Source organism: Bradyrhizobium sp. FW305-F6 (assembly GCF_058782905.1).
In genome coordinates this window covers 400,369-425,863 of the sequence record NZ_JBYSYD010000002.1, presented here as the reverse complement: position 1 = coordinate 425,863, position 25,495 = coordinate 400,369, and the positions used below count along the sequence as shown (strand labels likewise).

The following is a 25,495-nucleotide window of genomic DNA, read 5'->3' as shown; positions in this document are numbered from 1 at the left end:
TCCGAACAACTACGGTCATGGTGCAATCCTACGGTCAGTCGCGGCTGAGCGCCACTACGGGGTCGAGAAAGGCGGCGCGCCGCGCGGGGAAGAATCCGAAGGCGACACCGATGCCGGTTGAGGTCAGGAACGCAGCGCCGATGGAGAGCGGCGAATAGCTGATCTGGAAGCCCGGCATCGCGATGTTGACGGCCATGCCGAGCAGGACCGCGATCAGAATGCCGGCGATGCCGCCGATGGACGAGATCAGCATCGCCTCCACCAGGAACTGCTGGAGGATGTCGCTGCGCCTTGCGCCGACGGCCATGCGCACGCCGATCTCGCTGATCCGCTCCGAGACGGATACCAGCATGATGTTCATCACGCCGATGCCGCCGACGACCAGAGAGATGACCGCGATCGCCGCCACGAGGAATGCCAGCGTCTGCGTCGTGCTGGTAATGGTGCGGCGAATGTCGTCGGTGTTGAGGATGACGAAGTCCCTGGTGTTGTGCCGCTGGGTCAGCAACGTGGTCACCGCGTCCTGCGCCAGATTGGTCGAGATCTCGTCGCTGATCCGCAAGAGGATGCTGCGCAGCGCACGGTCGCCGGTGAACTGGGCCTGCACGGTTGTGTAGGGCAGGTAGACCGACAGGTTCTGGTTCGAGCCGAACCCGCCTTGCTGCTGGGCGATCACGCCGACGATGCGGCACGGCACCTTGCCGAGCCAGATCACGCGGCCGATGCCGGAGGTCTGGTCGTCGGCGAAGAAGGTCTTCCTGGTGTTATCGTCGATGACCGCCTGCCGCTCGATGTTGCGGACGGCATCCTCGTCGAACAGGCGGCCCTTCGCCAGCTTGGCGCCCTTGACGAGGAAATAGCTTTCGCCGACCCCGTTCACGAGCACGTTGGACTCGTTGCCGCGATAGCGCACCGTCGTGCTGGTCGACACCGTCGGGGTGACACCGGCGATGAAGCTCTGGCGAGCGAGCGCGCGGGCATCGTCGAGCACCAGCGTCTTGATCTTGGCCGCGCGGGCGTCGCCGAAGTCCTTGCCCGGAAACACCTCGATGGTGTTGGTGCCGAGGCTCGAGATGTCCGACAGCACCTTGCGCTGCGATGCGTTGCCGAGCGCGACCACGGACGATACCGCCGCGATGCCGATGATGATGCCGAGCATGGTCAGGAAGGCGCGCAGCCTGTGCGCGGCCATCGCCACCAGCGCCATGCGGGAGGCCTCGCGGAGCCGCCGCAAAGCGCCGGACCAGCCGGGGCGGCTGTCCCACGGGGTTCGGGGGACCGGAGCTGCGAGCTCCGTGGCCGTGGTCTCCGTGCGGCGATCCGAAACGATCCTGCCGTCGCGCAGCTCGATGATGCGCTCGGCCCGGGCGGCGACATCGGCATCATGGGTGACGATGATGATCGTCCGTCCCTCGCGGTGCAGCTCCTTGAGGATCTTCAGGACCTCTTCGCCGCTGCGCCGATCGAGCGCGCCGGTGGGCTCGTCCGCCAGGATGACCTCGGCGCCGTTGATCAACGCCCGCGCGATCGAGACGCGCTGCTGTTGGCCGCCGGAGAGCTGGTTCGGGCGATGGCCGCCTCGGCTGCCGACGCCGAGCCGTTCGAGCAGTGAGTTCGCCCGCATCCGGCGCTCGCGCGCATCGACGCCGGCATAGACGGCGGGGATCTCGACATTCGCGGCGGCCGAGAGGTCTGCGAGCAGATGATAGCGCTGGAAGATGAAGCCGAAATGTTCGCGGCGCAGCGCCGCCAGCGCGTCCGCGTCGAACTCGGAGACGTTCTTGCCGGCGACGCGATAGGTGCCAGACGTCGGCCGGTCGAGGCAGCCGAGGATGTTGAGCAGCGTCGATTTGCCCGAGCCGGACGAGCCCATGATCGCCACCATCTCCCCGCGGCGGATGTCCAAAGAGAAGTCGTCGAGTGCGACCACGCGCGTGTCGCCGGCCATGAACTCGCGGCGGACGTTCTCGAGCGAGATGATGGGTTCGCTCATGTCAGGGGCCCCCCGGCGGGCCGCCCGGCATGGCGCGCGATGCGGACTGCTCGCTTGCTTCTCCGGTGACGACCCTTTCGCCCTCGGACAGGCCTGACCTGATCTCGACCATGGTGCGGTCGTTGAGGCCGGTCTTGACCTCACGCTCGCGCACGTCACCCGACGCATCGAGGGTGCGGACGGTGCTGCGGCCGTCGGATTTCCGCATCAACGCGAGCGCGGGGATGACCTTCACGCGCTTGGCTTCACCGGTGATGATGTGCACCTCGGCGGTCATGTAGGTCCTTAGCGAAAGATCCTTGTTGGGGACGTTGAAAACGCCGATGTAGTAGATGGCGGTGCTGGTGGAACTCGACGAACTCGAACTCGTGCTCGAGGTGGTGGTCGAAGAGAAGCTGGCGTCGCTCTTGATCGACTCGGGCGCCGGCTCGATCTGCTCCAGCCTGGCCTCGTAGCGATGGTCCTGGTCGCCGAGGATGGTGAAATACAGCGCCTGGCCCGGCTTGACCTTGACGATGTCGGCCTCGGAGATCTCGGCTCGCACCGTCATGGTCTCGAGCTGGCCGAGCACGACGATGGTCGGCGCGGACTGCACCGCGTTGACTGTCTGGCCCTCCTGAACCACGGTGGCGAGCACGGTGCCGTCGATGGGGGCGGTGATGCGGGTGTATTCGAGGTTGACTCGCGCGGTCTCCACGCTGGCTTCAGCGCCCACGATCAGCGCTTCGAGCGCGGCGATCTGGGCGCGGGTCTGCCGCACCGTCGAATCTGCGCTGTCGAAATCGCTGCGCGAGGTGGCACGCTGCGCCAGTGTCGCCTGCTGGCGCGCGAGGTTGGCTTCCGCCAGCACCAACGCGGCTTCCTTCTCGATTTTCTGGGCGCGGTAGTTCTTGAGCGAAGCTTCCGAACTGCGCAGATCGTTCTGCTTGGTGACGGGGTCGATCTGGGCGATGACGTCCCCGGCCTTGACCGTGTCGCCGACGCGCACGTTGAGCGCGGTGATCCGGCCCGACACTTGCGCGCCGACCGCGGTCAGTCGCGCCGGCTTGAGGGTGCCGCTCGCGAGCACTTCCTCCCGCAGGTCGCTCACGATCACCGGCGCGGTGATGTAGGACTGCGCCTTGCCCTGCGTGCCGGAGAGGCGCGTGGCCGCCACGACGCCGGCTGCGACGACGGCGATCAGGGCCGCGGCGATCTTCAGCCGCCTGGCGGTGATGATTGCAGTCACTTCACCGTCTCCCTGAAGTGCGGTCCAGTGTTGAGATCCACGATGATGGGCGCGGATATGTCGACCGGATCTGACCAGCCGCCGCCGAGCGCCTTCGCGAGTGAAATGTAGTTCTTGGCCGCCGACACCTTGCTCTGGATCAGCGAATCCTCAGCCGAATACAGCGAGCGTTCGGCGTCCAGCACGTCGATGAAGCTGGCGCTGCCGGTCTCGAACAGCGATCGCGACAGCCGGGCGGCCTCCCGATAGTTCTTTGCTGCCTCGGCCAGCTTGACCCCGCGGACGCGCTCTTGCGAAATCGACACCAGCGCGTTCTCGACGTCTTCAAGCGCGGCGAGCAGGGTCGAATGGAACGTCGCGAACGCCTGGTCGCGTTGCGCCTCCGCGATCTTGACGGTCGCCAGGCGCTTGCCCGCGTCGAACACCGGCACCGTGATCGCGGGCCCCACCGACCAGCTTATGGTGGAGTATTTTGCGAGATCGCCCGCGCGCAGCGCGGAGGTGCCGACCGAGCCGGTCAGCGACACTGCAGGATAGCGGTCGGCCTCGGCCGCGCCGATCTTGGCGGTGGCCTGGGCGAGCTTGCGCTCGGCGCTGGCAACGTCGGGGCGGCTCGCGAGGAGATCGGCGGGCAAGCCGGTGGGGAGCGGCATGCGCGGCGCCGGCACTGGCGCGGACCGTGCCATCAGCGAAGCGACGCCGTCGGGCGGACGCCCGAGCAAGATGCCGAGCCGATGGATGTCGGCCGCGAGCGCCGCACGATAGGTCGGAACGTTCGCCTCCGTGGTCGCAGCCTGTGCGGTCGCCTTGGCGAGATCGACGGCGTTGCTGCTGCCGGCCTCGTATTTGCTGCGGGTGAGCTTTTCGGTGTCGCGCTGCGAGACGGAGGTGCGCTGCGCCAGCGCGATCCGCGCCTGGTATCCCCGCGCCTCCACGTAATAGGCGGCGACGTCGCCGATCAGCGTGACGAGGGTGTCGCGCAGATCCTCTTCAGCCGATTGCTGCCCGCGCACCGCAGCCTCGATATTCCGCTGCGTGCCGCCGAACAGATCGAGCTCCCAGCTCGAATCGAAGCTGCCCTGATGCAGCGTGTAGGGCGCGGTGTCGGCGACCGCCGAACCGGAGCCGGCGCTGGTCTTGTTGTCGCTCACCGACGCAGAACCTGTGACGGAAGGAAACAGGCCGGCGCGGGTCTGTTGCACCGTCGCTCGCGCCTCGCGCACAGCGGCCTTGGCCTTGGCGACGTCGGGGTTGGCATCGACCGCCTGTTCGATCAGCCGGTTGAGCAGGGGGTCGCGCAGACGTAGCCACCAGCGATCCAGCGTGCCGGCGTGCCGGCGTGAGATGGACTTGGCGCTCCAATGCGACGGCAAGTCCAGCCCGGGCGGGCCGACATAGTCCGGGCCCACGGCACAGCCAGCCAATGTGGCGCCCAGCATCAGCGCGACGCAGGCCGATCCGGCGCGCGACAGGGCGGCGCGCAGTGGGGACGGCGTCGGGTGATGGTCCTCCTCTGCGGATGGCGTGAAAACTGCGACGAACAAGTGTGGCGGCATCAAATCGACTGAGATCCATGGGCCTTGCCGCGGGACGCGCAGTGCTCGTGGCCTTCGGTAGGGAACGACAAACAAGGCCCACTAGCCGCCCGATCGTGGCCTTTCGGCAGCGTGAATGTTGCTGAATGTAAACAGATGTTGCGGGGTATCTCGGCGGCGAGGACTCGGCCCTGTTTCACCCTCTGTCAACCCGTCGTCGCAAAAATATTCCGCTTTACCGAAATTCGGAAATGGCGTATGTGTCGCTCATCCCGGCTCATCCTTGAGGGGCGATCGTGAGGTCGTCATGTTCGCGAGCCGGGCTTGCGGTGGACGCGGCGGCGTCGGGCGCGATGGTAGCGGGCAGGGAGGGTAGTCCCCGGTGAGCTCGCGGCCGCGCGCGGACGAACGGCGCTGCTAGGTTCGTCTCGTCTGTAAGTTTCCGGTGCTGTCGACGGCATCCGGGAATACTGCGGGCGAAATGGCGGGCCGTGCGTACGGCAAAACCGTGTGGTCCTGGCCGTCGTTGCTACGGTCAAGCTTTTGCGGATGCGGCTCTCGCGTCAACCGACGCGAGGGACGGTGAATTCCGCGAGGGCGAGGGAGGCCAGAGGGAAAGTTCGGCTCCCGGGAGAGCGCGGCATAAGCCGTCCGACCATCGCGCAGGGAAGGTCGAGTGATCGGCACCACCTGTATGCTGCTGTGCGGTCTCCTTTGCGCAGTTTTCGCGCAGCAGACCGCGGGTGCGTTGTCGGCACCCGGCCTTCCCTGTGCCCTCTTGGCTCGAGAGGGTGAAGCGACGAAGCAAAGCTCGGGCGAATTGCGCCGCGAGGCTGCGAAGGCGTGTCTGCGAGCTGGACTGTGTGCCCCAATCTCGATCTCGTAGGGTGGGCAAAGCGCAGCGTGCCCACGCTGCGATACCCGTATCGAACAGGTGGTGGGCACGGCGCAAGAGCGCCTTTGCCCACCCTACGGCACCGCCGCTGAGATGTGCACTGGAGCATCGCAATGAGGAGTGTCGACAGCGCGAGCGCCACAACTCCGCTCTCGTGCCCCGGACGCAGTGCGTGGACGTTGCGGCCTGTCCGGGACAAGAGACAGCCGGATCACCACGAGATCGGGATCCTCTGTGCAAATCCGCCCAGATCCGAATCCGGGCTCAGCGGCTGGCGATCGAGCGGCCGGTTGTTGTTGCTGCGCGCGAAGGATGCGCCAGGCGGAAAGGCGTAGTCTGTGAACTTGCGCTCCCCGGGGAGCACTTCAGTCCCGCCGTCCAGCCAGGACCGCTTGCTTACATAGATGCGCGTGCGTGGGCCCGACTGGTAGGACCGGTTCGCGCCGCCCGGACCGTACTCATAGACGGCATTCTGCGCCGCTTGCTGTTGAGCGCGCTTGCCGGTGGTTGCGGCGTGGGCGGCGAGGGTCGAGCAGAGGAGGACTGCCAGTACCGTTCTGGTCGTGACGAGCGCGTTCATCGGGAAGCAACCCCATGCAAGTTCATGATGTCGTCGCCTCTCGCACCGGCCCGGCAGACTGTAAAGAACCGGGGCGTTGCCCGATGTTGCTGCGCGCTCGCGCGGATAGGCCGCATCCGCGGCACCCGCAATCTCCATCGCTCGTCCCCGAGGGGCGCGCGCGGTCGTCATGACCGCGGCGCTCATGCGGCTGATCCGCCAATCAATTTCAACGACCGGAAACAGTACAGCAATCTCCGGGCCACATCGCGGCCACAGCGGTCTCGTTTCAGAGCAGGAGGTGCTCTTGAGGTGTGGAATGTCGGTGTTGCGGGCCTGGCTGATTGCGGTGGCGATGAGTGGTTTATCGATTGCGAGCTCAATTCCCGTCGTGCTGTTGCCGCAGCCGGCGGCCGCGCAAGGCGTGCAGATGATCGTGGTCGAAGGTAACCGCCGCGTCGAGGCCGAAACGATCCGCTCCTATTTCCGGCCGGCCGCCGGGGGCCGCCTCGATCAACCCGCGATCGATGACGGACTCAAGGCGTTGATCGGGACAGGACTGTTCCAGGACGTGAAGATCAGTCAGGCCGGTGGCCGCCTCGTGGTGTCGGTGGTGGAAAACGCCGTGATCGGCCGCGTCGCCTTCGAGGGCAACAAGAAGATCAAGGACGAGCAGCTCTCGGCCGAGATACAGTCCAGGCCGCGCGGGGCCTTCTCGCGGGCGCTGGTGCAATCCGACACGCTGCGCATCGCCGAGATCTATCGGCGTTCGGGCCGCTACGACGTGCGCGTCACGCCCGAGACCATCGAGCAGCCGAACAACCGTGTCGACCTCGTCTTCACGATCGAGGAGGGCGGCAAGACTCCGGTCAAGTCCGTCGAGTTCGTCGGCAACAGTGCCTTCTCGGCCTCGCGCCTGCGCGACGTCATCAAGACCCGCGAGAGCAACCTGCTCAGCTTCCTCGGCAGTAACGACATCTACGACCCCGACCGCGTCGAGGCCGATCGGGACCTGATTCGCCGCTACTATCTCAAGAACGGGTTTGCCGACGTCCAGGTCGTCGCGGCGCTCACCGAATACGATCCGGAGAAGAAGGGCTTCCTCGTCACCTTCAAGATCGAGGAAGGGCAGCAATACCGGGTCGGGTCGGTCGACTTCCGTTCCAGCATTGCCAATTTCGGCGCAGATTCGCTTCGCAGCTATTCGCGCGTCAAGGTCGGCTCGCTCTACAACGTCGAATCGATCGAGAAGTCGACCGAGGAGATGCAGATCGAAGCCTCGCGCCGCGGCTACGCCTTCGCAGTCGTCCGTCCTGCCGGCGATCGCAATTTCGAGGCGCGAACCGTGTCGGTCGTTTTCAACGTCGACGAAGGCCCGCGTACCTACATCGAACGCATCAACTTCCGCGGTAACACCCGCACGCGCGACTACGTGATCCGCCGGGAGTTCGATATTTCGGAGGGCGACGCGTACAACCGCGCGCTGGTCGATCGCGCCGAACGGCGGCTGAAGAACCTCGACTATTTCAAGAGCGTGAAGATCGTCACTGAGCCCGGCTCCTCCAGCGATCGTGTGATCCTGATCGTCGACATGGAAGAAAAATCGACCGGCGATTTCTCGATCTCGGGCGGTTACTCCACCACCGACGGCGCGCTGGCCGAGGTCTCCGTTTCCGAGCGCAACCTGCTCGGTCGCGGTCTCTACGGCAAGGTCTCGGTCACCTATGGCCAGTATTCGCGTGGCGTATCGTTGTCCTTCGTCGAGCCCTATCTGCTCGACTATCGGCTGGCCCTCGGTATCGACACGTATTGGAAGGAGCAGAGGTCGAACAGTTATACGAGCTACGATGTGACCACGCTCGGCTTTTCTCCCCGGATCGGGCTGTCCCTGCGTGAGGACCTGTCTCTGCAGCTCCGCTACTCGCTCTATCAGCAGAGCATCACCCTTGCGAGCGCCTACAACAACTGCAACAACAACGCGTCCAACACCTCGCCGGCCTTCAATCCGACCCCTGCCTACGTTCGAAACGTCCTGGGCGGGGTGGATCCGACCAATTCGACGGATTCGGGCGTCTACGGATACGGCTGCTACGGCGACGGCGAGTCGAGCCTGCCGGTCCGGAAAGAACTTGCCGACGGCGCGAGCTGGACGTCGGCGCTCGGCTACTCGCTGAACTACAACACGCTCGACAACACCAAGAACCCGACAGAGGGGTTGCTGGTCGACTTCAAGCAGGACTTTGCCGGCGTCGGCGGCGACGTCACCTACCTGAAGACGGCGCTGGACACCAAGTACTACACGCCGCTCGTGCTCGATATCGTCAGCGTGATCCATCTCCAGGGCGGTGTCCTCAGCAAGCTTGGTAGCCAGGAGCTGCGCATGCTTGATCATTTCCAGATGGGGCCGAATCTCGTGCGCGGCTTCGCGTCGAACGGCATTGGCCCGCGCGACGTCACCTATTGGAGCCTGGGCTCCAGCGGCGATTCGCTTGGCGGCACCAAGTATTGGGGCGCCTCGATGGAGTTGCAGATGCCGTTCTGGTTCCTGCCCAAGGAAGTCGGCCTGAAGGGCGCCGTGTACGCTGATGCCGGATCGCTCTGGGGCTACCAGGGTCCGACCTCGTGGTCGGCCACCGGTGAGGTCAACACCAAGGCTTGCCCGACCTGCGGACTGCAATATGACGACGGCAATGTGGTGCGATCGTCGGTCGGCGTCGGCCTGGTCTGGGCCTCGCCGTTTGGCCCGTTGCGCTTCGACTATGCGGTGCCGATCACCAAGGGCAAGTACGACACCGTGCAGGAGTTCAGATTCGGCGGCGGCACGTCGTTCTAGCCGCCGAGGATCCGGCGGCAGGCGTCGACGAACACCTCTGCGCCGGTGACGATGTCGGCGTCGGAGGTGTTTTCGGTCCAGTGATGGCTGATGCCGCCGATCGACGGCACGAACAGCATGGCCGCGGGCATGATTGTCGCGAGCATCTGCGCATCGTGCCCGGCGCCGCTGGGCATGCGGATGGAGCGACCGCCGGCGACGGCCTTGCTCGCGGCTTCGATTGCGTCCTGAAAGGCGGAATTCATCATCGCGGGCGCGCCGGTGCGAAGCTTTTCGACGGTGACGGTGCAGGGACCGCTCGCGCTGGCCTCGTCCGCCATGGTCCGCAGCAATTGCTCCAGCCTCGCAATCACGGCCGGATCGTCGTCGCGGATCTGGAACAGCATCTCTGCGCCACCCGGGATGATGCTCGGCGCGCCCGGATCGAGCGCGATGCGCCCGGTGGTCCAGACGGTGCGCGGGCCGCAGGCGGCCGGGAATCGCTGGTCGATGGCGACGCAGAACTTTGCCAGCGCCAGGCCCGCATCCTTGCGCACGGCCATGCGGGTCGTGCCGGCGTGGTTCTGCTCGCCGGCGAAGTTGATCTGGTATTGCCAGATGCCGACGATGGACGTCACGACGCCGATCGCAAGACGGCCGCTTTCGAGCGTGTCGCCCTGCTCGATATGCGCCTCCAGATATCCGACGTGCCGTCCCGGCTCCGCGGCGATGCGCGGACGCCCGTCAAGCCCCATCTCGGCAAGCGCATCGCGCATGGGGCGGCCGCTGGTGCGGTCGCGCGCCGCGTCGATGTCGGCTTCGGTCACTTGGCCGACATAGGAGCGCGAGCCGAGGAAATGGCCGAAATGTCCTTCCTCGTCGCACCAGCAGGCAACCTCGACGGCGCCCTTCACGGCGGGATCCGGGTTGAGAACACGCGCCGCTTCGAGCGCGTAGACGACGCCGAGGGGGCCATCGAGCCAGCCGGCATAGTTCTGGCTCTCCAGGTGCGAACCCGCCAGCAGCTTCGGCCCGGGCTTGGCGCTGGTTCCGAAAACGTTGCCGATGCCGTCGATCGTCCCGGCGAGGTCGGCCTCGGGCAGCTTCTGGACGAGCCATTCCAGGGAGAGCTTGTGTGGCTCCGAGAAGGTCGGCTTGTGCACGCCGGTCTTGTAGGCGCCAAAGGCGCGCAGCGCATGGAGATCGGCGAGCACGCGCTGTCCGTCGGCGCGGGGCTGGGTGTCAGGCATGTTCGGCAACCTTGAGCGCCTCGGTCCGGATCTCCTCGACCAGCCGTTCCTTGAGCTGGACGAATTCCGGCGTGGTCTTGATCTTGTAGGAGCGTGGATGCGGCAGGTCCACATGGATCTCTGCCTTGATGCGTCCAGGACGTGCGCTCATCACGATGACGCGGCTGCCGAGGAAGATGGCTTCCTCGATGTCGTGGGTCACGAACAGCACGGTCTTCTGGTCGCGTTCCCAGATTCCGAGCAGCATCTCCTGCATCAGGGCGCGGGTCTGGTTGTCCAGCGCGCCGAAGGGCTCGTCGAGCAGCAGGATTTTTGGATCATTGGCGAGCGCGCGGGCAATCGCCGTGCGCTGCTGCATGCCTCCGGAGAGCTGCTTGGGCCAATGATTCTCGAAGCCGGACAATCCGACCTGGCGGATGAACGCATCCGCGATCTTGTGTCGCTCCGCTTCGGACACGCCGCGCTCGCGCAGGCCGAACGCGATGTTCTCGCGCACGGTCAGCCAGGGGAACAGCGTGTAGGACTGAAACACCATGCCGCGATCCGCCCCCGGGCCGGTCACCTCGCGCCCGTCGAGCGTGACGCGGCCGCTGGTCGGGCGGTCGAGGCCGGCGACGATGCGCAGCAGCGTGGACTTGCCGCATCCGGAGGGGCCGAGGATGGTGACGAAGTCGTTGTTGCCGATGACGAGATCGGTGGGCTCCAGCGCCTTGGTGGGCGCATTGCCGTGGCGTGCCGGGAAGGTGCGCGAAACCTGTTCGACCTTGAGCGTCGTCATGCGAGCTTCCACGGAAACAGCCAGGCGTTGAACGCCTTGAACAGGAAGTCCGAGATCAGGCCGATCAGGCCGATCACGATGATGCCGAAGATGATCTGCCCGGTGTTGAGCAGCGCCTGGCTGTCGGTGATCATGTGACCAATGCCCGAAGACGAGCCGATTAGCTCGGCGACGATGACGTAGGTCCAGGCCCAGCCCAGCACCAGCCGCAGGATCTCGGCGATCTCTGGCGCAGAGGAGGGCAGCAGCACGCGGCGGATGATGCCGCGGTCGCTCGCTCCGAGCGTATAGGCCGCCTCCACCAGGTCGCGCCGCGTGGCGCCCACGGTGACGGCCACCATCAGGATGACCTGGAACACCGAGCCGATGAAGATGACGAGCAGCTTCTGCAGTTCGCCGATGCCGGCCCACAGGATCAGCAGCGGAATGAAGGCGGAGGCAGGCAGATAGCGCGCGAACGACACGAACGGTTCGAGGAACGCCTCGACCGGCTTGTAGGCGCCCATCAGCACGCCGAGCGGCACCGCGATAACAGCCGCGAGCGCAAAGCCGCCGACGACGCGCCAGATCGTCATGCCGATGTCGAACAGGAAGCCGTGCTTGGTGAGCAGCTCGATGCCTTCCTGCACCATGGTCAGGGGATTGGCGAGGAAGGTTTTCGACACATGGCCGCCGAATGTCGCCCACGACCAGAGGGCGACGAACAGCACGAAGAACGCAAGGCCGTAAGCCGCGCGCTGCTTCGACGTAACAGGGTCCAGAGGACGCATCAAATTGTGAATCCGAATGACGCGCCGGCTCCGCCTCTGGCGGAACCGGCAGCTCGAAGAAATTTACTTGATGAAGCTCGCGTCGTAGAGGTCCTCGACCTTCGGCGCGGCCTTGATGATGCCGATCTCGAGCAGGAGCTCGGCGGCCTCCTTGTTGAAGGTCAGGAAGTCGCCGGCGAAGAACTTCTGGTTCGCCGCCTTGTCCTGCCAGCGCAGATATTTCGCCGAGTTGCCGAACTGCTCGGCGGTCTGCTTCACATCGGCGCCCATGATCTCATAAGACTTGGCCTGGTCCTTGGCAATCATATCGATCGCCTCGAAATAGCTATCGGCGAGCGCCTTGGCCGCCTTGGGATTTTCGGTCAGGAACTTCGGCGTGCAGCCGAACGTGTCCATCACCATCGGATAGTCCAGCGTGGTCGCGATGATCTTGCCCTTGTCGGGCGCCGCACGCACGGTCGACAGGTATGGCTCATAGGTCATCGCCGCATCGTTCTGGCCGGAGACGAAGGCCTGCGCCGCCGCTGCCGGCTCGAGGTTGACCACGGTCACGTCCTTCGTGGTCAGGCCGTTCTTCTTCAGCATCCAGGCCAGCGCGAAGTACGGCGACGTGCCGGGGGCGGAGGCCGCAACGGTCTTGCCCTTGAGATCCTTGATCGCGGCGACATCGTTGCGCACGGCCATGCCGTCGGCACCATAGCTCTTGTCGAGCTGGAAGATCTGCTTGGTCGCAACGCCGTTGGCATTCCAGGAGATCCAGGTCTCGACCGTGGTCGCCGCGCATTGGATGTCGCCGGATGCGATGGCGAGGTGGCGGTCCTTTTGCGGAATCTTCTTGATGGTGACGTCGAGGCCGTTCTTCTTGAAGATGCCGGCTTCCTTCGCCAGCGTCAGCGGCGCGAAGCCGGTCCACCCGGAAATGCCGATGCCGACCTTGACGTCCTGGGCGAGCGCCGGAGTGGAGGCCGCGAGAGCAATGATTGTCGCAAATACTGTCGAACTACGCATGATAATCGTCCTCTGCCGATCGATGGTTTGACGTCCTGTTGAATCTGCCGGCCCATATGGGCGGTTCCGCGAAGCGTTGCACGATTTGTGCCGACACATTCTCTCAGCCCCCCTTGAATCGCGCGACAAGGCGGTGAGAGTCACCGGGATAGAGCAGGCGCACGGCGGTGATGGTGCGTGCGCTGCGCCAGGTATAGCGATCGATCACGAGACAGGGCGCGCCGACGGCGATTGCGAGCGCGACCGCCGTGCGATCGTCCGCAACGATGGCGCTGATCGTGTGCTCGGCCTCTGTCCATGGGACATGGTGAAGCAGCCAGGAACCAGGCGGCTCGCGCGAGAAGTCCGCGGTCGCGGCATCCGGCACGGACGACAGGTCGATCAGCCGGTCCTCGACCGCGAAGGGCACGTTGTCGGCGCTATGGCGGCAGGTGATCGCGACCACCTTGCCGGCCTTGTTCACGCCGAGACGGTCGCGGTCGGCAGCCGTCGCGGTGCGCAGCTTGCGGCCGATCAGCTCGTAACCGTAGGAGCGGCCGAGCGTGGTGATCTCGGCGCGGATGTCGGCGATCTTCAGCACCGCCGACTGATGCTGCGGCCGCCGCACGAAGGAGCCGGCGCGCCGCCGCCGCTCGATCAGGTCGGCTTGTGCGAGTTCGGACAGCGCCTTGTTCACGGTCATGCGCGAGCAGCCGTAACTGGCCACCAGTTCGTGCTCGAAGGGGATGCGATGGCCGGGCGGCCATTCGCCGGTCAGGATACGCTGCTCGATGTCGGCGCGGATGCGCTTGTAGAGTGTCGGCTTGTCGGCGTCGGTCACGAGGCTCATGCGACGAGCCTCCGCACCGAGGCGTTGAAACGTTCGCGCGCGGGCTGGCGCAGCCTGTGCCGCCCGCCTTCGACGACCTTGTGGCCGCTCGCCCAGACACAATCGATCGCGCCGCCGCCGGCCGCGAAGATCCAGCCGTCGATCGCCGCGTCGCCGGCGCGGCCTGCCAGCGAAGGATGCGCCGTATCGAGCGTGACGATGTCGGCGCGCGCCCCCGGTGCAAGGCCGAATGTCGCTTGCGCCAGCGCTTGCGCGCCGCCCGCAAGAGCATGGTCGAACAATGCGCGGCCGGTGGAACGTCCCGCTCCGCTGGAGAGCACGTTGCGTTCGCGATGCTTCAGCCGCTGGCCATATTCAAGCTGGCGCAGTTCGTCGGCGACGCCGACCAGCACGTTGGAATCGGTCCCGACGCCGAAGGCGCCACTGGCGGCAAGATATTCCCGCGCAGGAAAGACGCCGTCGCCGAGGCTTGCTTCCGTGATGGGACAGAGGCCGGCCACCGCACCGGTCCTAGCGAAAGCCGTGACCTCCGCATCCGTCATGTGCGTGGCGTGGATGAGGCACCAGCGCCGATCCACCGGCGCATGCTCCAGCAACCATTGCACCGGCCGCAATCCCGACCAAGCCAGGCAGTCCTCGACCTCCTTCACCTGCTCGGCGGCGTGGATATGCACCGGCCCGCCCTCGGCAAGCGGGATGATCGATTTGAGCTCGTCGGGCGTCACCGCACGCAAGCTGTGCGGCGCGACGCCGATATTGGCGCCGGGCAATGCGCCGATCGCCTTGCGCGATGCAGCCATCAATTCGGCGAACCGATCGACTGAGCAGATGAAGCGGCGCTGCCCGGCATGGGGTGCCGCACCGCCAAATGAACTATGCGCATAAAAACTCGGCAACAAGGTCAGTGCAATGCCGGAAGCTTCGGCAGCCTGTGCAATGCGCGTGGCCATCTCGCCGAGGTTAGCGTAGGGCGAGCCGTCGCGATCGTGATGCAGATAGTGGAATTCGCCGACGCGGGTAAAACCCTGCTCGAGCATCTCGACATAGAGCAGCGTCGCAACAGCCGCGACGTCGTCCGGCGTCATAGCCAGCGCAAAGCGATACATGGTCTCGCGCCAGGTCCAGAAGGTATCGGTGCTGTCGCCCCGCAACTCCGCAAGTCCGGCCATGCCGCGCTGGAAGGCGTGGCTGTGCAGACTCGCCAATCCCGGCAGCGCGACGGCGTGACGCTCGTCGCCAGCTGCAGGCTGCACCCCCGCCGTTACCTCCGCGATCGCGCCGGCGGCGAGAACCACCTGCACGTCATTGGTCCAGCCCGAAGGCAGGAGCGCGGAAGCGAAATGCAGTCGGGTCATGGTTACACGCCGGCTGGACAGAACGGCGTTACGATTATATGTCTAGACATATAAGTCAAGCATCCGACGCCGAATGGACACCCGCATGGCAGAACGCTTCGACCGGATCTGGCACAATGCCCGCCTCGCCACGATGCGGGGCAACGGCCCCGATCTCGGCGAGGTCGAACGCGGCGTCATCGCCGCCCGCGGCGGCCGGATCGTCTATGCAGGTGCGCAGGCCGATTTTCCGGTGGACTCCGATGCGGCCGAACGGATCGATTGCGGAGGGCGCTGGATCACGCCGGGGCTCGTCGATTGTCACACCCATTTGGTCTATGGCGGCAACCGCGCGCATGAATTCGAGCTGCGCCTCAGGGGCGCAAGCTATGAGGAGATCGCGCGCGCGGGCGGCGGCATCGTTTCGACCGTGGCGGCGACGCGCAAGGCAAGCGAGGCCGAGCTCATCGCAAGCGCGTTGCCTCGGCTCGATGCCTTGATTGCCGAAGGTGCAACCACGATCGAGATCAAGTCCGGCTATGGTCTCGACACCGCAACGGAGCTGCGGCAGCTCGCGGCCGCGCGGAGCCTTGGCCGCAAGAGGCCAGTCGCGATCCGCACCTCCTTCCTCGGCGCGCATGCGCTGCCGGTGGAGGCCGAGGGCGACAAGGATCGTTACATCGATCTCGTTTGCAGGGAGATGCTGCCTGCGGTCGCAAACGCCGGCCTTGCCGATGCTGTCGATGCCTTCATGGAAGGCATCGCATTCTCCGCCGAGCAGACCGCGCGGGTGTTCGAGACGGCGAGGGGACTTGGACTGCCGGTCAAGCTCCATGCCGACCAGCTCTCCAATCTTGGCGGTGCCGCGCTCGCCGCGAAGTTCTCGGCGCTCTCGGCCGATCATCTGGAGCACACCGACGAGGCCGGTGCGGCCGCAATGGCGAAGGCCGGGACGGTTGCGGTGCTGCTGCCCGGCGCGTTCTATTTCATTCGCGAGACGCAGAAGCCTTCGGTGGAGACGTTCCGCAAGCATGGTGTTCCCATGGCGCTGGCGACCGACTGCAATCCCGGGAGCTCGCCGTTGACCTCGCTGCTGCTCGCGATGAACATGGGTGCGACGCTGTTCCGGATGACTGTGGCCGAATGCCTCGCCGGCGTCACCCGCGAAGGTGCGCGAGCGCTCGGTATCCTCGAGGAGGCCGGCACGCTGGAGGCGGGCAAATGGTGTGACCTTGCGATCTGGGATATCGAGCGGCCCGCCGAACTGGTCTACCGCATCGGTTTCAATCCGCTGCACCGCCGGGTGTGGAGAGGACAATGACGAACGAGGGCGCAGCGATCGTCGCCAAGCCGGGGACGGTCGGACTCGATGATTTCGCGCGGGTGCTCGACGGTGCGCCCGTCGTGCTCGATCCGTCGTTCTGGCCACGCGTCGAGGCCGCGGCGGAGATCGTCGCGAAGGCGGCGCGGGCCGACGCGCCGGTCTACGGCATCAACACTGGCTTCGGGAAGCTGGCGTCGAAACGCATTCCGCCCGATCAGACCACACGGCTCCAGCGTAACCTGATCCTCTCGCATTGCTGCGGTGTCGGCCCGGCGACGCCGGAACCGATCGTTCGCCTGATGATGGCGCTGAAGATCATTTCGCTCGGGCGTGGTGCCTCAGGCGTGCGACGCGAGCTGATCGAGCAGCTTCAGGACATGCTGGCGCGTGGCGTCACGCCACTGGTGCCGCAGCAGGGCTCCGTGGGCGCCTCCGGCGATCTTGCGCCACTTGCGCACATGACGGCCGTGATGATCGGGGAAGGGCAAGCGATCCTTGACGGGAAAACCGTGTCCGGCGCTGAAGCGCTGGCGGCTGCAGGCCTTTCGCCGCTGACGCTCGGCCCCAAGGAGGGCCTCGCGCTGATCAACGGGACACAGTTCTCGACCGCCTACGCCCTATCAGGCGTGCTACGTGGGTTTCGCCTGGCCCGCGCCGCGCTCGTGACCGGGGCGCTGTCGGTCGATGCTGCGATGGCCTCGACGGCGCCGTTCCGGCCCGAGATCCAGGCGCTGCGCGGCCACGCCGGGCAGATCGCCGCGGCGGCAACGCTGACGGCGCTGCTCGATGGCAGCGACATCCGCCTCTCGCACCTCGAAGGTGACGAGCGTGTGCAGGATCCCTATTGCCTGCGCTGCCAGCCGCAGGTCGCCGGCGCAGCGCTCGACCTGATCACGCAGGCCGCGCGCACGCTGATGGTCGAGGCCAATGCCGTCACCGACAATCCGCTGGTGCTGGTCGAGACCGGCGAGATCGTCTCCGGCGGCAATTTCCACGCCGAGCCGGTGGCCTTCGCTGCCGACGCCATCGCGCTGGCGCTGTCGGAGATCGGCGCAATCAGCGAGCGGCGCATCGCGACGCTGGTCGATCCCGCGCTCAACTTCGGGCTTCCGCCGTTTCTCACCCCCGATCCCGGCATCAATTCCGGCTTCATGATCGCCGAGGTGACGGCGGCCGCGCTTTATGCCGAGAACAAGCAGCGCGCAGCCGCCTGCTCAATCGACTCGACACCAACCAGCGCCAACCAGGAAGACCATGTGTCGATGGCCGCGCATGCCGCGCGGCGCCTGTCCGATATGGCCGACAACCTCGCCGCCATCCTCGGCATCGAGCTCCTGGTCGCCGCCCAGGGCATCACGCTGCGTGCGCCGCATGCAACGAGCGCGCCGCTGGCTGCCGTCATCGGCGCATTGCGCGAGCAGGTTCCAGCGCTGGGTGCGGATCGCTACATGGCCGGCGATCTCGCCAAGGCCGCGGCGCTGGTCGAAGCCGACGCGCTTCCGGCCGCTGCGCGCGCGCAGCTTCCCACCGATCCGTTTCCGAGACTCGTCTGAAGAGGTCCGCATGAACCATCGACTGGACAATGACCGCACCATCCGAGCCCCCCGCGGCAGCGAGATCAGCGCCAAGAGTTGGCTGACGGAAGCGCCCTTGCGCATGCTGATGAACAATCTCGACCCTGATGTCGCGGAGCGTCCGAGCGAACTCGTCGTCTATGGCGGCATCGGTCGCGCCGCGCGCGACTGGGAGAGCTTTGACCGGATCGTCGCGGCCTTGCGTAAGCTCGACGGCGATCAGACGCTGCTGGTCCAGTCCGGCAAGCCGGTCGGCGTATTCCGCACCCATGCCGACGCCCCGCGCGTGCTGATCGCGAACTCCAACATCGTGCCGCATTGGGCGACGCTCGATCATTTCAACGAGCTCGATCGCCAGGGCCTGATGATGTACGGCCAGATGACGGCCGGATCCTGGATCTATATCGGAAGCCAGGGCATCGTTCAGGGCACTTACGAGACCTTCGTCGAGGTCGGCCGACGCCATTACGGCGGCAGCCTCGCCGGCAAATGGATCCTCACGGCGGGCTTGGGCGGCATGGGCGGTGCGCAGCCGCTGGCCGCGACCATGGCCGGTGCTTCGATGCTCGCGGTCGAATGCCAGCCGAGCCGCATCGAGATGCGGCTGCGCACCGGCTATCTCGATCGCCAGGCCGCGACGCTCGACGAGGCGCTGGCGATCATGGCGGATGCCGCGAAGACGAGAAGGGCGGTCTCGGTCGGCCTGCTCGGCAATGCCGCCGAGATCTTCCCGGAACTGGTTCGCCGTGGTGTCAGGCCCGACATCGTCACCGACCAGACCAGCGCTCATGATCCGATCAACGGATACTTGCCGAAGGGCTGGACGCTGGCGGAATGGGAGACAAAACGTGCTTCCGATCCAAAGGCAGTCGAGCGCGCGTCGAAAACGTCGATGGTCGAGCACGTCCAGGCGATGCTGGATTTCCACGCGCAGGGCATCCCGACACTCGACTACGGCAACAACATCCGTCAGATGGCGCAGGACATGGGCCTGACAAACGCCTTCGATTTCCCCGGCTTCGTTCCCGCCTATATCCGTCCCTTGTTCTGCCGCGGCGTCGGGCCGTTCCGCTGGGCGGCGCTGTCGGGCGATCCCGAGGACATCTTCAGAACAGACGCGAAGGTCAAGGAGCTGATGCCTGACGACAAGCATCTGCACAATTGGCTCGACATGGCCAAGGAGCGCATCAAGTTCCAGGGCCTGCCGGCACGGATCTGCTGGGTCGGTCTCGGCGACCGCCATCGCCTCGGCCTCGCCTTCAACGAGATGGTGGCGCGCGGCGAGTTGAAGGCGCCGATCGTGATCGGCCGCGATCACCTCGACAGCGGCTCGGTGGCGAGCCCCAACCGCGAGACCGAGGCGATGAAGGACGGCTCGGACGCCGTGTCTGACTGGCCTCTGCTTAACGCACTGCTCAATTGCGCCAGCGGCGCGACCTGGGTGTCGTTGCACCATGGCGGCGGCGTCGGCATCGGCTATTCCCAGCACGCTGGCATGGTGATTGTCGCCGACGGCACCCCGGAAGCGGCCAAGCGGGTCGAGCGCGTGCTGTGGAATGATCCCGCCAGCGGCGTCATGCGCCACGCCGATGCAGGCTACGACATCGCCATCGACTGTGCCCGCGACAAGGGGCTCGATCTGCCGAGCCTTGAATAGTCGCGGCTCGTCTTCGCCTCTCCCCGTCGGGAAGTGGCGAGCGCTGTCACGGATCAGGCTTTCAGCAACTTCGGCATCGTTGTCTTCGCACCGTCCATGAAGGTCTGGACGGCGTCGCGGACGATGGCACCGAGATCGAGCGGGATCGGCGTTGCGTAGATGAACTTGCGGATGGCGAGATAGAAGATACGGCCGTGCAGGCCCCAGAACAGCTCGGTCTCGCGCTCACTCAGCGGATGCGCCTTCGCATCGGGGAGCCTCAGGTCGTGGCGCAGCTCAGCCGCAGCGGGCTCGATGATCTCGCGGCGGACGATGTCGAGATAGCGGCTGGTGATACCGAACGACTTCATGCCGGAGAAAACGAAGATCCGTACCCAATTGTACTCGAACACCCGTTCGACATAGTCGAGATAGAAGCGTGTCAATCGGGCCTCCAGCGGCAAAGCGCGGTCGCGGATCATCGGTCCCCAGTCGGGCGACCAGCGGCTGAGATAGACCTCCTGGTAGACCCGCTCGATCAGCGCCTCCTTGCTGGGGAAGTGGCGATAGATCGCCGAGTGGGTGATGCCCATGCGCTTGGCGAGCTCGCGGGTCTGGCCTTCGAAGCCGCGCTCGGCAAAGAAGCGGATCGCCTCGTCCACGATCGCACGCTCCCGATCCGGCGCGCGCATATTGCGGCGCTTTGGCTCGGACGTGGTGCCTGCCTCGGTTCGTTTTCGGGCCGGTCGCTTGGCCGTTTTCTGCGATTTTCGGACCATTTCGTCGCTGAATCGTACGTCTCGCACCTTCATAGCCCAAGCTGCATTTGTGACCAAATGGTCATTTCCTGTTGACCGGCCTTCGGCATCATGTCAGGATTTTGAGACCAGATGGTTACAAATCTGGCATCCCGGCTGGTGAGCCGAGGGATCGAGGAAACGGCAGTGAAGGCGAGGGCTTTCAGCTACTTTCGTGCTGCGACGATCGACCAGGCGCTGGATGCCCACGCGCGCGCCGGGGATGATGCGCGCTACATCGCTGGCGGCCAGAGCCTGGTGCCGGCGCTTTCGCTGCGGCTCCAGGCGCCGCGGCTGCTGATCGACATTACTCATATCGACGAGATGCGGGGCGTCAGGCGCGAAGGAGGCAACTTGCGCATCGGCGCGCTGACGCGCCATTCCGAGATGCTGAGCGAGCCCTTGATCGCCGAGTTCGCGCCGCTTTTGCATGCGGCGGCGCCCTTCGTCGCCCACCCTGCGATTCGTAACCGCGGCACGTTCGGCGGCAGCGTCGCGTTGGCCGACCCCGCGTCCGAGTTTCCAGCGATGACCTTGGCGCTGGATGCCGAGATCGAGATCGCCGGTCCCTCGGGCAGCCGGCGCGTGAAGGCCGACGACTTCTTCGTCGACTTGTTCGAAACTGCGTTGCAGCCCGGCGAACTGGTCATCGCGATATACGTCCCGCTGTTCAGGGCTGATCAGCGTTTTGTGTTCGATGAGCTGGCGCGCCGGCGCGGGGATTATGCGCTGGTTGGCTGCGGGATCATGGCGGCCTGCCCGGGCGGCCGCATCGATGAAATCCGCATCTCCTTCTTCTCTGTTGGCAATACGCCGATCCGAGCAAAGGGGGCCGAACGCGCCCTGATCGGCCCGCGGCTCGATGCCGAGCGTATCGCGGCCGCGCAAGCAGCGCTCGAAGGCGATCTGGCGCCGCCCGAGAGCGACGAGGTGCCGCCGGCGATGCGCCTGCATCTCGCCCGTGTGCTGCTCGGCCGCCTGCTCGGCCGTCTCGGAGAAAGCGCATGAGCGGTTTCGACGAAGCCCTGTTGAATGAACCCGACGAGACCGTGCGCGTCCGCCTCATTGTCAACGGCCGTAAGGTCTCCTGTGAGGTCGCGCCGCGCGACACGCTGGTCGATTGCCTGCGCGAAAAGCTCGAGCTGACGGGGACACATGCCGGCTGCGAGATGGGCGCCTGCGGCGCCTGCCTGGTTCAGCTCGACGGACGCGCGGTGCATTCCTGCCTGATGTTCGCGGTGCAGGCCGATGGCGCCGAGGTCGACACGATCGAAGGTCTCACCGAGAGGGGTGTGCTCGCTGAGCTCCAAGCCGAATTTCATCGCCGCAACGCTCTCCAATGCGGGTTCTGTACTCCGGGCATGCTGGTCAATGCGCACGAGCTGCTCTCGCAGGTGGCGCAGCCGAGCCGAGAGCAGATCCGCGACGCGCTGTCGGGCAATTATTGCCGCTGCACTGGTTATGAGGCGATTGTCGATTCCATCGAAGCGGTAGCGATGGCACGCAGCGATCGCGGAGGCGTCACATGACCGCTCCGCTCACCTCGCTCGACCGCCCGAACTCCTATATCGGCCGCTCGGTGCCGCGGCCGAACGCCAAGCGCTTGCTCGCCGGGCGCGGGCGTTACATCAGCGATCTCCGGCTGCCGCGCATGCTCCATGCCGCGTTCCTGCGCAGTCCGCATGCGCATGCGAAGATCGTCTCGATCAAGGCCGACGAGGCGCGCTCGGTCGAGGGTGTGCATCTCGTCGCCACGGGCGCGGATCTCGCCCGGATCTGCACGCCGTGGACGGGCACGCTCGATCATTTCAAGGGCATGACTTCGCCGCCGCAACTGCCGCTGCCGCTCGATCGCGTGGTCTGGGCCGGGCAGGCGGTGGTCGCCGTCGTCGCCGAGAGCCGGACGATTGCGGAGGACGCGCTGGAGCTGATCAAAATCGACTACGTGGAACTTCCTGCCGTCGTCGACATCGCCAGCGCACGCGAGGCCGGCGGCCCGCTCGTCAACCCCGGCGATGCCAACAACGTCTGCTTCCGCAGCCAGCTCGACAGCGGCACTGTCGACGACGCATTTGCGCAAGCCGTCCACGTCGTGGAGGAGGAGTTCATCTTCGGCCGCCATACCGCGGTGACGCTCGAACCGCGCGCCATTTTGGCCGACTACGATCCTGCGGCCGGCGCGCTCACCGTGCATCATGGCACCCAGACGCCGTACCAGTTCCAGGACCTCTACTCGCGCCATTACGGCATCCCGGAGTCGCGCGTTCGCGTGGTCGCGACCGACATCGGCGGCTCGTTCGGGATGAAGCTGCATGTCTACCACGAGGACATGGCCGTGGTGGGCCTCTCGATCCTGCTGGGACGTCCCGTCAAGTATGTCGCGGACCGAATCGAATCGTTCGTTTCCGACATCCATGCCCGCGACCACCGCGTCCGCGCGCGTATGGCGCTCGACGCGAACGGCGAAATTCTCGCGATGGACGTGCTGGATCTGACCGCCATTGGCGCGTTTTCGACCTATCCGCGGACAAGCGTGGTCGAGGGCAACCAGGTGATCCGCCTGATCGGTGCGCCCTATCGCTTCAAGAACTACCGGGCCACGCTGGAGGTGATCTTCCAGAACAAGGTGCAGACCAGCCAATACCGCGCCGTCGGCCACCCCATCGCCTGCGCCGTCACCGAGCGGATGGTCGACATCGCGGCGGCAAAGATTGGCCTCGATCCGTTCGCTATCCGAGTGCAGAACGTCATTGCCGACGACGCCTATCCGCTGACCTCGCCGACAGGCTACCGCTTCGAGGCGCTATCGCATCAGGCCTGCCTGAACCGCCTGCGTGAGATCATGGACTATGATGCGTTGCGTGCCGAGCAGGTGGAGTTGCGCAAGCGCGGCGTCTACCGCGGCATCGGCATCGCGACCTTCGTCGAGATCACCAACCCCAGCCCGGCTTTCTATGGCGTCGGCGGCGCGCGGATCTCGTCGCAGGATGGTGCGACCGTCAGCCTGACACCGTCGGGAGAGGTGCGTTGCCTGATCTCCGTCACCGAACAGGGGCAGGGCACCGAAGCGATCATCAGCCAGATCGTGGCGGATCAGCTCGGGCTAGCACAGGAGCGCGTCAAGGTCATCACCGGCGATACCGAGGTGACGCCGCATGGCGGCGCCACCTGGGCCTGCCGCGGTGCCGGCATCGGCGGCGAGACTGCGCTTCAGGCCGCGCGGGCGCTCAAGCGCAACATCCTGGAAATCGCTGCGCTGATCCTCCAGGAGCAGACGTCGGCGCTGGACATCGTCGATGGCGAGGTCGTCGACGCAGGCACGCGGAACCAGCGGATGCCGATCGCGGAAATCGCACGGATCTCCTATTTCCGCTCCGACACACTGCCGCCGGGTACGCAGGCGCAGCTCACCGTCAGCCACCACTTTGCGCCGCAGGGGTATCCCTTCGCGTTCACCAACGGCATCCAGGGCTGCTTGCTGGAGGTCGACGTGGAAACCGGCTTCGTCAAGCTATCGAAGCACTTCATCGTCGAGGATTGCGGCCGCGTCATCAATCCGATGCTGGTGGACGAGCAGCTCCGTGGCGGCATCGTGCAGGGGCTGGGCGCTGCGTTGTTCGAGGAATGCAGATACAGCGAGACCGGCCAGCTCATGAACGGTTCGCTCGCAGACTATCTCGTGCCCATGCCGATGGAGATACCTGACATCGTCATCGCCCATGTCGAGACGCCGACCGCCGATACCGTGCTCGGCGCGAAGGGCGTCGGCGAGGCCGGCACCGCGGCGGCGTCCGCCTGCGTGCTCAATGCCGTCAACGACGCGCTTGCGCCGTTCGGTGCCACCATCAATTCGATTCCGATCACGCCCACCAAAGTCCTGAAAGCCCTGACGCGTTTCTAGAAAAAGACGATTGGAGGAAATCATGCCCAAATCCGGTTCGATGTCGAAGATAACCCGTCGCACCGCGCTCGCCGGCCTCTCCGCCGGCGCAGCGCTGCTCGCCATGCCCCGGCTTGGCCGCGCCGCGGACGAGACGATCCGCATCGGCTTCCCGACGCCGCTGACAGGCCCGTTCGCGGCGGAAGCGCGCGATCAGGTCAAATGCGCCGAGCTCGCGGTGAAGCTGGTCAACGACAAGGGCGGCATTGCCAGACGCAAGGTCGAGCTCCTGGTGCGCGACGACAAGCTGAATGCCGGCGAGGCCGCGACCCGCACGCTCGAGCTGATCGAGAAGGACAAGGTCCACGCGGTGGTCGGCGCGCTCTCCAGTGCCGTGCAGCTCGCAGTCAACGAAGTCACCCGCGCCCGTGGCGTGATCTACGTCTCCATCAGCCAGTCCGACACGATCAACGAGGCCAAAGATTTCAGCAAATACACCTTCCACGAGGCGCTGAACCCGCACATGACGACCGCGGCCGTTGCGCGCCAGACGCTGAAGAAAGGCATGAAGGTCGCGCATCTCGTTGCCGACTATGCCTATGGCCACGAGATGCTGCGCGGCTTCAAGCGCGCTCAGGCGGCGATCGGCGCGGACAGCGTCGGAGAGATTCTGCACCCGTTCGGCGCGGCCGACTATTCCACCTTCATGCCCCGCCTGATGTCGATGCGTCCGGACGTGCTGTGCATCTCAAATTTCGGCCGGGATCAAGCCAACTCGATCAAGCAGGCGGTGGATTTCGGCGTCAAGCAGCAGATGAAGATCGTGGTGCCGGTGATCCTGCACAATCAGCGCCTGGCCGTCGGCCCCGACGTGTTCGAGGGGGTAGTCGGCGGCGCTAATTATTACTGGGGTCTGGAGACGCAGAGCAAGTCGGCAGCCGCCTTCAACGCAGCCTTCAAGGCCGCCAATAGCGGTGCGATCCCGACCGATTACGGCGCCTACGGCTATTCCGGTGTCGGATCGTTGCTGGCCGCGATGCAGGCGGCCGGCGGCACCGACACCGACAAGGTGATCGATGCGCTCGAGAAGCTGCAGTATGATCTGACCAAGGGCCCGCAACACTACCGCAAATGCGACCATCAGTCGGTGCAGTCGGTGCTCGTGCTCGAGTCCAAGAAGAAGTCGGCCATGACAGGCGAGAACGATCTGTTTGCGATCCTGGCCAACGACGCCGGCTCGGACGACATGCTGCGTAGCTGCGGCGAGCTCGGCCACGCCACCTGAAGCCTGGC

19 protein-coding genes are annotated in these 25,495 nt (G+C 65.6%); 8 read left to right on the top strand and 11 right to left on the bottom strand.

Annotation, left to right across the window (positions count from 1 at the left end):
* Positions 1-34: 34 nt before the first annotated feature.
* The 4 genes from AC3WLX_RS13245 to AC3WLX_RS13230 all read right to left on the bottom strand — a co-directional run bounded on the left by AC3WLX_RS13245 (position 35) and on the right by AC3WLX_RS13230 (position 6,231).
* Positions 35-1,993, bottom strand: coding sequence for a MacB family efflux pump subunit (locus AC3WLX_RS13245; protein WP_492336267.1), 1,959 nt, complete (start codon positions 1,991-1,993; stop codon positions 35-37).
* Position 1,994: 1 nt separating this feature from the next.
* The gene (locus AC3WLX_RS13240) at positions 1,995-3,221 is read right to left on the bottom strand and encodes an efflux RND transporter periplasmic adaptor subunit (RefSeq protein ID WP_492336266.1); all 1,227 of its coding nucleotides are present in this window, start codon (positions 3,219-3,221) and stop codon (positions 1,995-1,997) included.
* Positions 3,218-4,777 (bottom strand): efflux transporter outer membrane subunit, encoded by a 1,560-nt coding sequence (locus tag AC3WLX_RS13235; RefSeq protein WP_492336265.1) that lies wholly within the window; start codon positions 4,775-4,777, stop codon positions 3,218-3,220. The genes AC3WLX_RS13240 and AC3WLX_RS13235 overlap by 4 nt, the downstream gene beginning before the upstream one ends.
* A 1,085-nt stretch (positions 4,778-5,862) precedes the next feature.
* Complete coding sequence (locus AC3WLX_RS13230) at positions 5,863-6,231, bottom strand: hypothetical protein (protein ID WP_492337279.1); 369 nt, start codon at positions 6,229-6,231, stop codon at positions 5,863-5,865.
* Between the two features lie 298 nt (positions 6,232-6,529).
* Between AC3WLX_RS13230 and bamA the strand changes: the two genes are divergently transcribed.
* On the top strand, positions 6,530-9,043 hold the full coding sequence (bamA, locus tag AC3WLX_RS13225) for an outer membrane protein assembly factor BamA (protein WP_492336264.1): 2,514 nt from the start codon (positions 6,530-6,532) through the stop codon (positions 9,041-9,043).
* On the opposite strand, the gene AC3WLX_RS13220 is transcribed toward bamA, so the two are convergent.
* The 6 genes from AC3WLX_RS13220 to AC3WLX_RS13195 all read right to left on the bottom strand — a co-directional run bounded on the left by AC3WLX_RS13220 (position 9,040) and on the right by AC3WLX_RS13195 (position 15,012).
* Positions 9,040-10,272 carry a Zn-dependent hydrolase gene (locus tag AC3WLX_RS13220; RefSeq protein WP_492336263.1) on the bottom strand — a complete coding sequence of 411 codons (1,233 nt, stop codon included), beginning with the start codon at positions 10,270-10,272 and terminating at the stop codon, positions 9,040-9,042. The two genes, bamA and AC3WLX_RS13220, sit on opposite strands and share 4 nt — an antisense overlap.
* On the bottom strand, positions 10,265-11,050 hold the full coding sequence (locus AC3WLX_RS13215) for an ABC transporter ATP-binding protein (RefSeq protein WP_492336262.1): 786 nt from the start codon (positions 11,048-11,050) through the stop codon (positions 10,265-10,267). The genes AC3WLX_RS13220 and AC3WLX_RS13215 overlap by 8 nt, the downstream gene beginning before the upstream one ends.
* Positions 11,047-11,820 (bottom strand): ABC transporter permease, encoded by a 774-nt coding sequence (locus AC3WLX_RS13210; protein ID WP_492336261.1) that lies wholly within the window; start codon positions 11,818-11,820, stop codon positions 11,047-11,049. Before AC3WLX_RS13210 ends, AC3WLX_RS13215 begins: the two co-directional genes overlap by 4 nt.
* Before the next feature lie 63 nt (positions 11,821-11,883).
* A complete protein-coding gene (locus AC3WLX_RS13205; RefSeq protein ID WP_492336260.1) occupies positions 11,884-12,828 on the bottom strand; it encodes an ABC transporter substrate-binding protein in 945 nt (314 codons plus the stop codon).
* 103 nt (positions 12,829-12,931) lie between these two features.
* A complete protein-coding gene (gene hutC, locus AC3WLX_RS13200) occupies positions 12,932-13,657 on the bottom strand; it encodes a histidine utilization transcriptional repressor HutC (RefSeq protein WP_492336259.1) in 726 nt (241 codons plus the stop codon).
* Positions 13,654-15,012 carry a formimidoylglutamate deiminase gene (locus AC3WLX_RS13195; RefSeq protein ID WP_492336258.1) on the bottom strand — a complete coding sequence of 453 codons (1,359 nt, stop codon included), beginning with the start codon at positions 15,010-15,012 and terminating at the stop codon, positions 13,654-13,656. The genes hutC and AC3WLX_RS13195 overlap by 4 nt, the downstream gene beginning before the upstream one ends.
* 85 nt (positions 15,013-15,097) lie before the next feature.
* Here AC3WLX_RS13195 and hutI point away from each other — a divergent pair, with 85 nt between their 5' ends.
* The 3 genes from hutI to hutU are packed head-to-tail and all read left to right on the top strand — an operon-like array spanning position 15,098 to position 19,546.
* On the top strand, positions 15,098-16,312 hold the full coding sequence (gene hutI, locus AC3WLX_RS13190) for an imidazolonepropionase (protein ID WP_492336257.1): 1,215 nt from the start codon (positions 15,098-15,100) through the stop codon (positions 16,310-16,312).
* The gene (hutH, locus tag AC3WLX_RS13185) at positions 16,309-17,868 is read left to right on the top strand and encodes a histidine ammonia-lyase (RefSeq protein ID WP_492336256.1); all 1,560 of its coding nucleotides are present in this window, start codon (positions 16,309-16,311) and stop codon (positions 17,866-17,868) included. Before hutI ends, hutH begins: the two co-directional genes overlap by 4 nt.
* Before the next feature lie 10 nt (positions 17,869-17,878).
* Positions 17,879-19,546: a urocanate hydratase gene (gene hutU / locus AC3WLX_RS13180; protein WP_492336255.1), complete on the top strand. Its 1,668-nt coding sequence runs from the start codon at positions 17,879-17,881 to the stop codon at positions 19,544-19,546.
* Between the two features lie 53 nt (positions 19,547-19,599).
* Here hutU and AC3WLX_RS13175 read toward each other — a convergent pair whose 3' ends face one another.
* Positions 19,600-20,217, bottom strand: a complete 618-nt coding sequence (locus AC3WLX_RS13175; protein ID WP_492336254.1) for a TetR/AcrR family transcriptional regulator — start codon at positions 20,215-20,217, stop codon at positions 19,600-19,602.
* A 252-nt stretch (positions 20,218-20,469) separates the two neighbouring features.
* Here AC3WLX_RS13175 and AC3WLX_RS13170 point away from each other — a divergent pair, with 252 nt between their 5' ends.
* From AC3WLX_RS13170 to AC3WLX_RS13155, 4 genes are read left to right on the top strand one after another with little or no spacing between them, the layout of a single operon-like run.
* Positions 20,470-21,330, top strand: coding sequence for an FAD binding domain-containing protein (locus AC3WLX_RS13170; RefSeq protein WP_492336253.1), 861 nt, complete (start codon positions 20,470-20,472; stop codon positions 21,328-21,330).
* A complete protein-coding gene (locus AC3WLX_RS13165; RefSeq protein WP_492336252.1) occupies positions 21,327-21,851 on the top strand; it encodes a (2Fe-2S)-binding protein in 525 nt (174 codons plus the stop codon). Before AC3WLX_RS13170 ends, AC3WLX_RS13165 begins: the two co-directional genes overlap by 4 nt.
* Complete coding sequence (locus AC3WLX_RS13160) at positions 21,848-24,223, top strand: xanthine dehydrogenase family protein molybdopterin-binding subunit (RefSeq protein WP_492336251.1); 2,376 nt, start codon at positions 21,848-21,850, stop codon at positions 24,221-24,223. Before AC3WLX_RS13165 ends, AC3WLX_RS13160 begins: the two co-directional genes overlap by 4 nt.
* Positions 24,224-24,245: 22 nt before the next feature.
* The gene (locus AC3WLX_RS13155; protein ID WP_492336250.1) at positions 24,246-25,487 is read left to right on the top strand and encodes an ABC transporter substrate-binding protein; all 1,242 of its coding nucleotides are present in this window, start codon (positions 24,246-24,248) and stop codon (positions 25,485-25,487) included.
* The last annotated feature ends 8 nt before the right edge of the window (positions 25,488-25,495 follow it).

Excerpts from the sequence above, each read along its gene's own strand:
- AC3WLX_RS13205 (WP_492336260.1), bottom strand. The coding sequence starts at position 12,828 with ATGCGTAGTTCGACAGTATTTGCGACAATCATTGCTCTCGCGGCCTCC.
- hutH (WP_492336256.1), top strand. The coding sequence starts at position 16,309 with ATGACGAACGAGGGCGCAGCGATCGTCGCCAAGCCGGGGACGGTCGGA.
- AC3WLX_RS13160 (WP_492336251.1), top strand. The coding sequence starts at position 21,848 with ATGACCGCTCCGCTCACCTCGCTCGACCGCCCGAACTCCTATATCGGC.
- AC3WLX_RS13175 (WP_492336254.1), bottom strand. The coding sequence starts at position 20,217 with ATGCGCGCGCCGGATCGGGAGCGTGCGATCGTGGACGAGGCGATCCGC.
- hutI (WP_492336257.1), top strand. The coding sequence starts at position 15,098 with ATGGCAGAACGCTTCGACCGGATCTGGCACAATGCCCGCCTCGCCACG.
- AC3WLX_RS13245 (WP_492336267.1), bottom strand. The coding sequence starts at position 1,993 with ATGAGCGAACCCATCATCTCGCTCGAGAACGTCCGCCGCGAGTTCATG.
- AC3WLX_RS13215 (WP_492336262.1), bottom strand. The coding sequence starts at position 11,050 with ATGACGACGCTCAAGGTCGAACAGGTTTCGCGCACCTTCCCGGCACGC.
- bamA (WP_492336264.1), top strand. The coding sequence starts at position 6,530 with ATGTCGGTGTTGCGGGCCTGGCTGATTGCGGTGGCGATGAGTGGTTTA.
- hutC (WP_492336259.1), bottom strand. The coding sequence starts at position 13,657 with ATGAGCCTCGTGACCGACGCCGACAAGCCGACACTCTACAAGCGCATC.
- AC3WLX_RS13195 (WP_492336258.1), bottom strand. The coding sequence starts at position 15,012 with ATGACCCGACTGCATTTCGCTTCCGCGCTCCTGCCTTCGGGCTGGACC.
- AC3WLX_RS13235 (WP_492336265.1), bottom strand. The coding sequence starts at position 4,777 with ATGCCGCCACACTTGTTCGTCGCAGTTTTCACGCCATCCGCAGAGGAG.
- AC3WLX_RS13210 (WP_492336261.1), bottom strand. The coding sequence starts at position 11,820 with ATGCGTCCTCTGGACCCTGTTACGTCGAAGCAGCGCGCGGCTTACGGC.
- AC3WLX_RS13165 (WP_492336252.1), top strand. The coding sequence starts at position 21,327 with ATGAGCGGTTTCGACGAAGCCCTGTTGAATGAACCCGACGAGACCGTG.
- AC3WLX_RS13230 (WP_492337279.1), bottom strand. The coding sequence starts at position 6,231 with ATGAACGCGCTCGTCACGACCAGAACGGTACTGGCAGTCCTCCTCTGC.
- AC3WLX_RS13155 (WP_492336250.1), top strand. The coding sequence starts at position 24,246 with ATGCCCAAATCCGGTTCGATGTCGAAGATAACCCGTCGCACCGCGCTC.
- hutU (WP_492336255.1), top strand. The coding sequence starts at position 17,879 with ATGAACCATCGACTGGACAATGACCGCACCATCCGAGCCCCCCGCGGC.
- AC3WLX_RS13220 (WP_492336263.1), bottom strand. The coding sequence starts at position 10,272 with ATGCCTGACACCCAGCCCCGCGCCGACGGACAGCGCGTGCTCGCCGAT.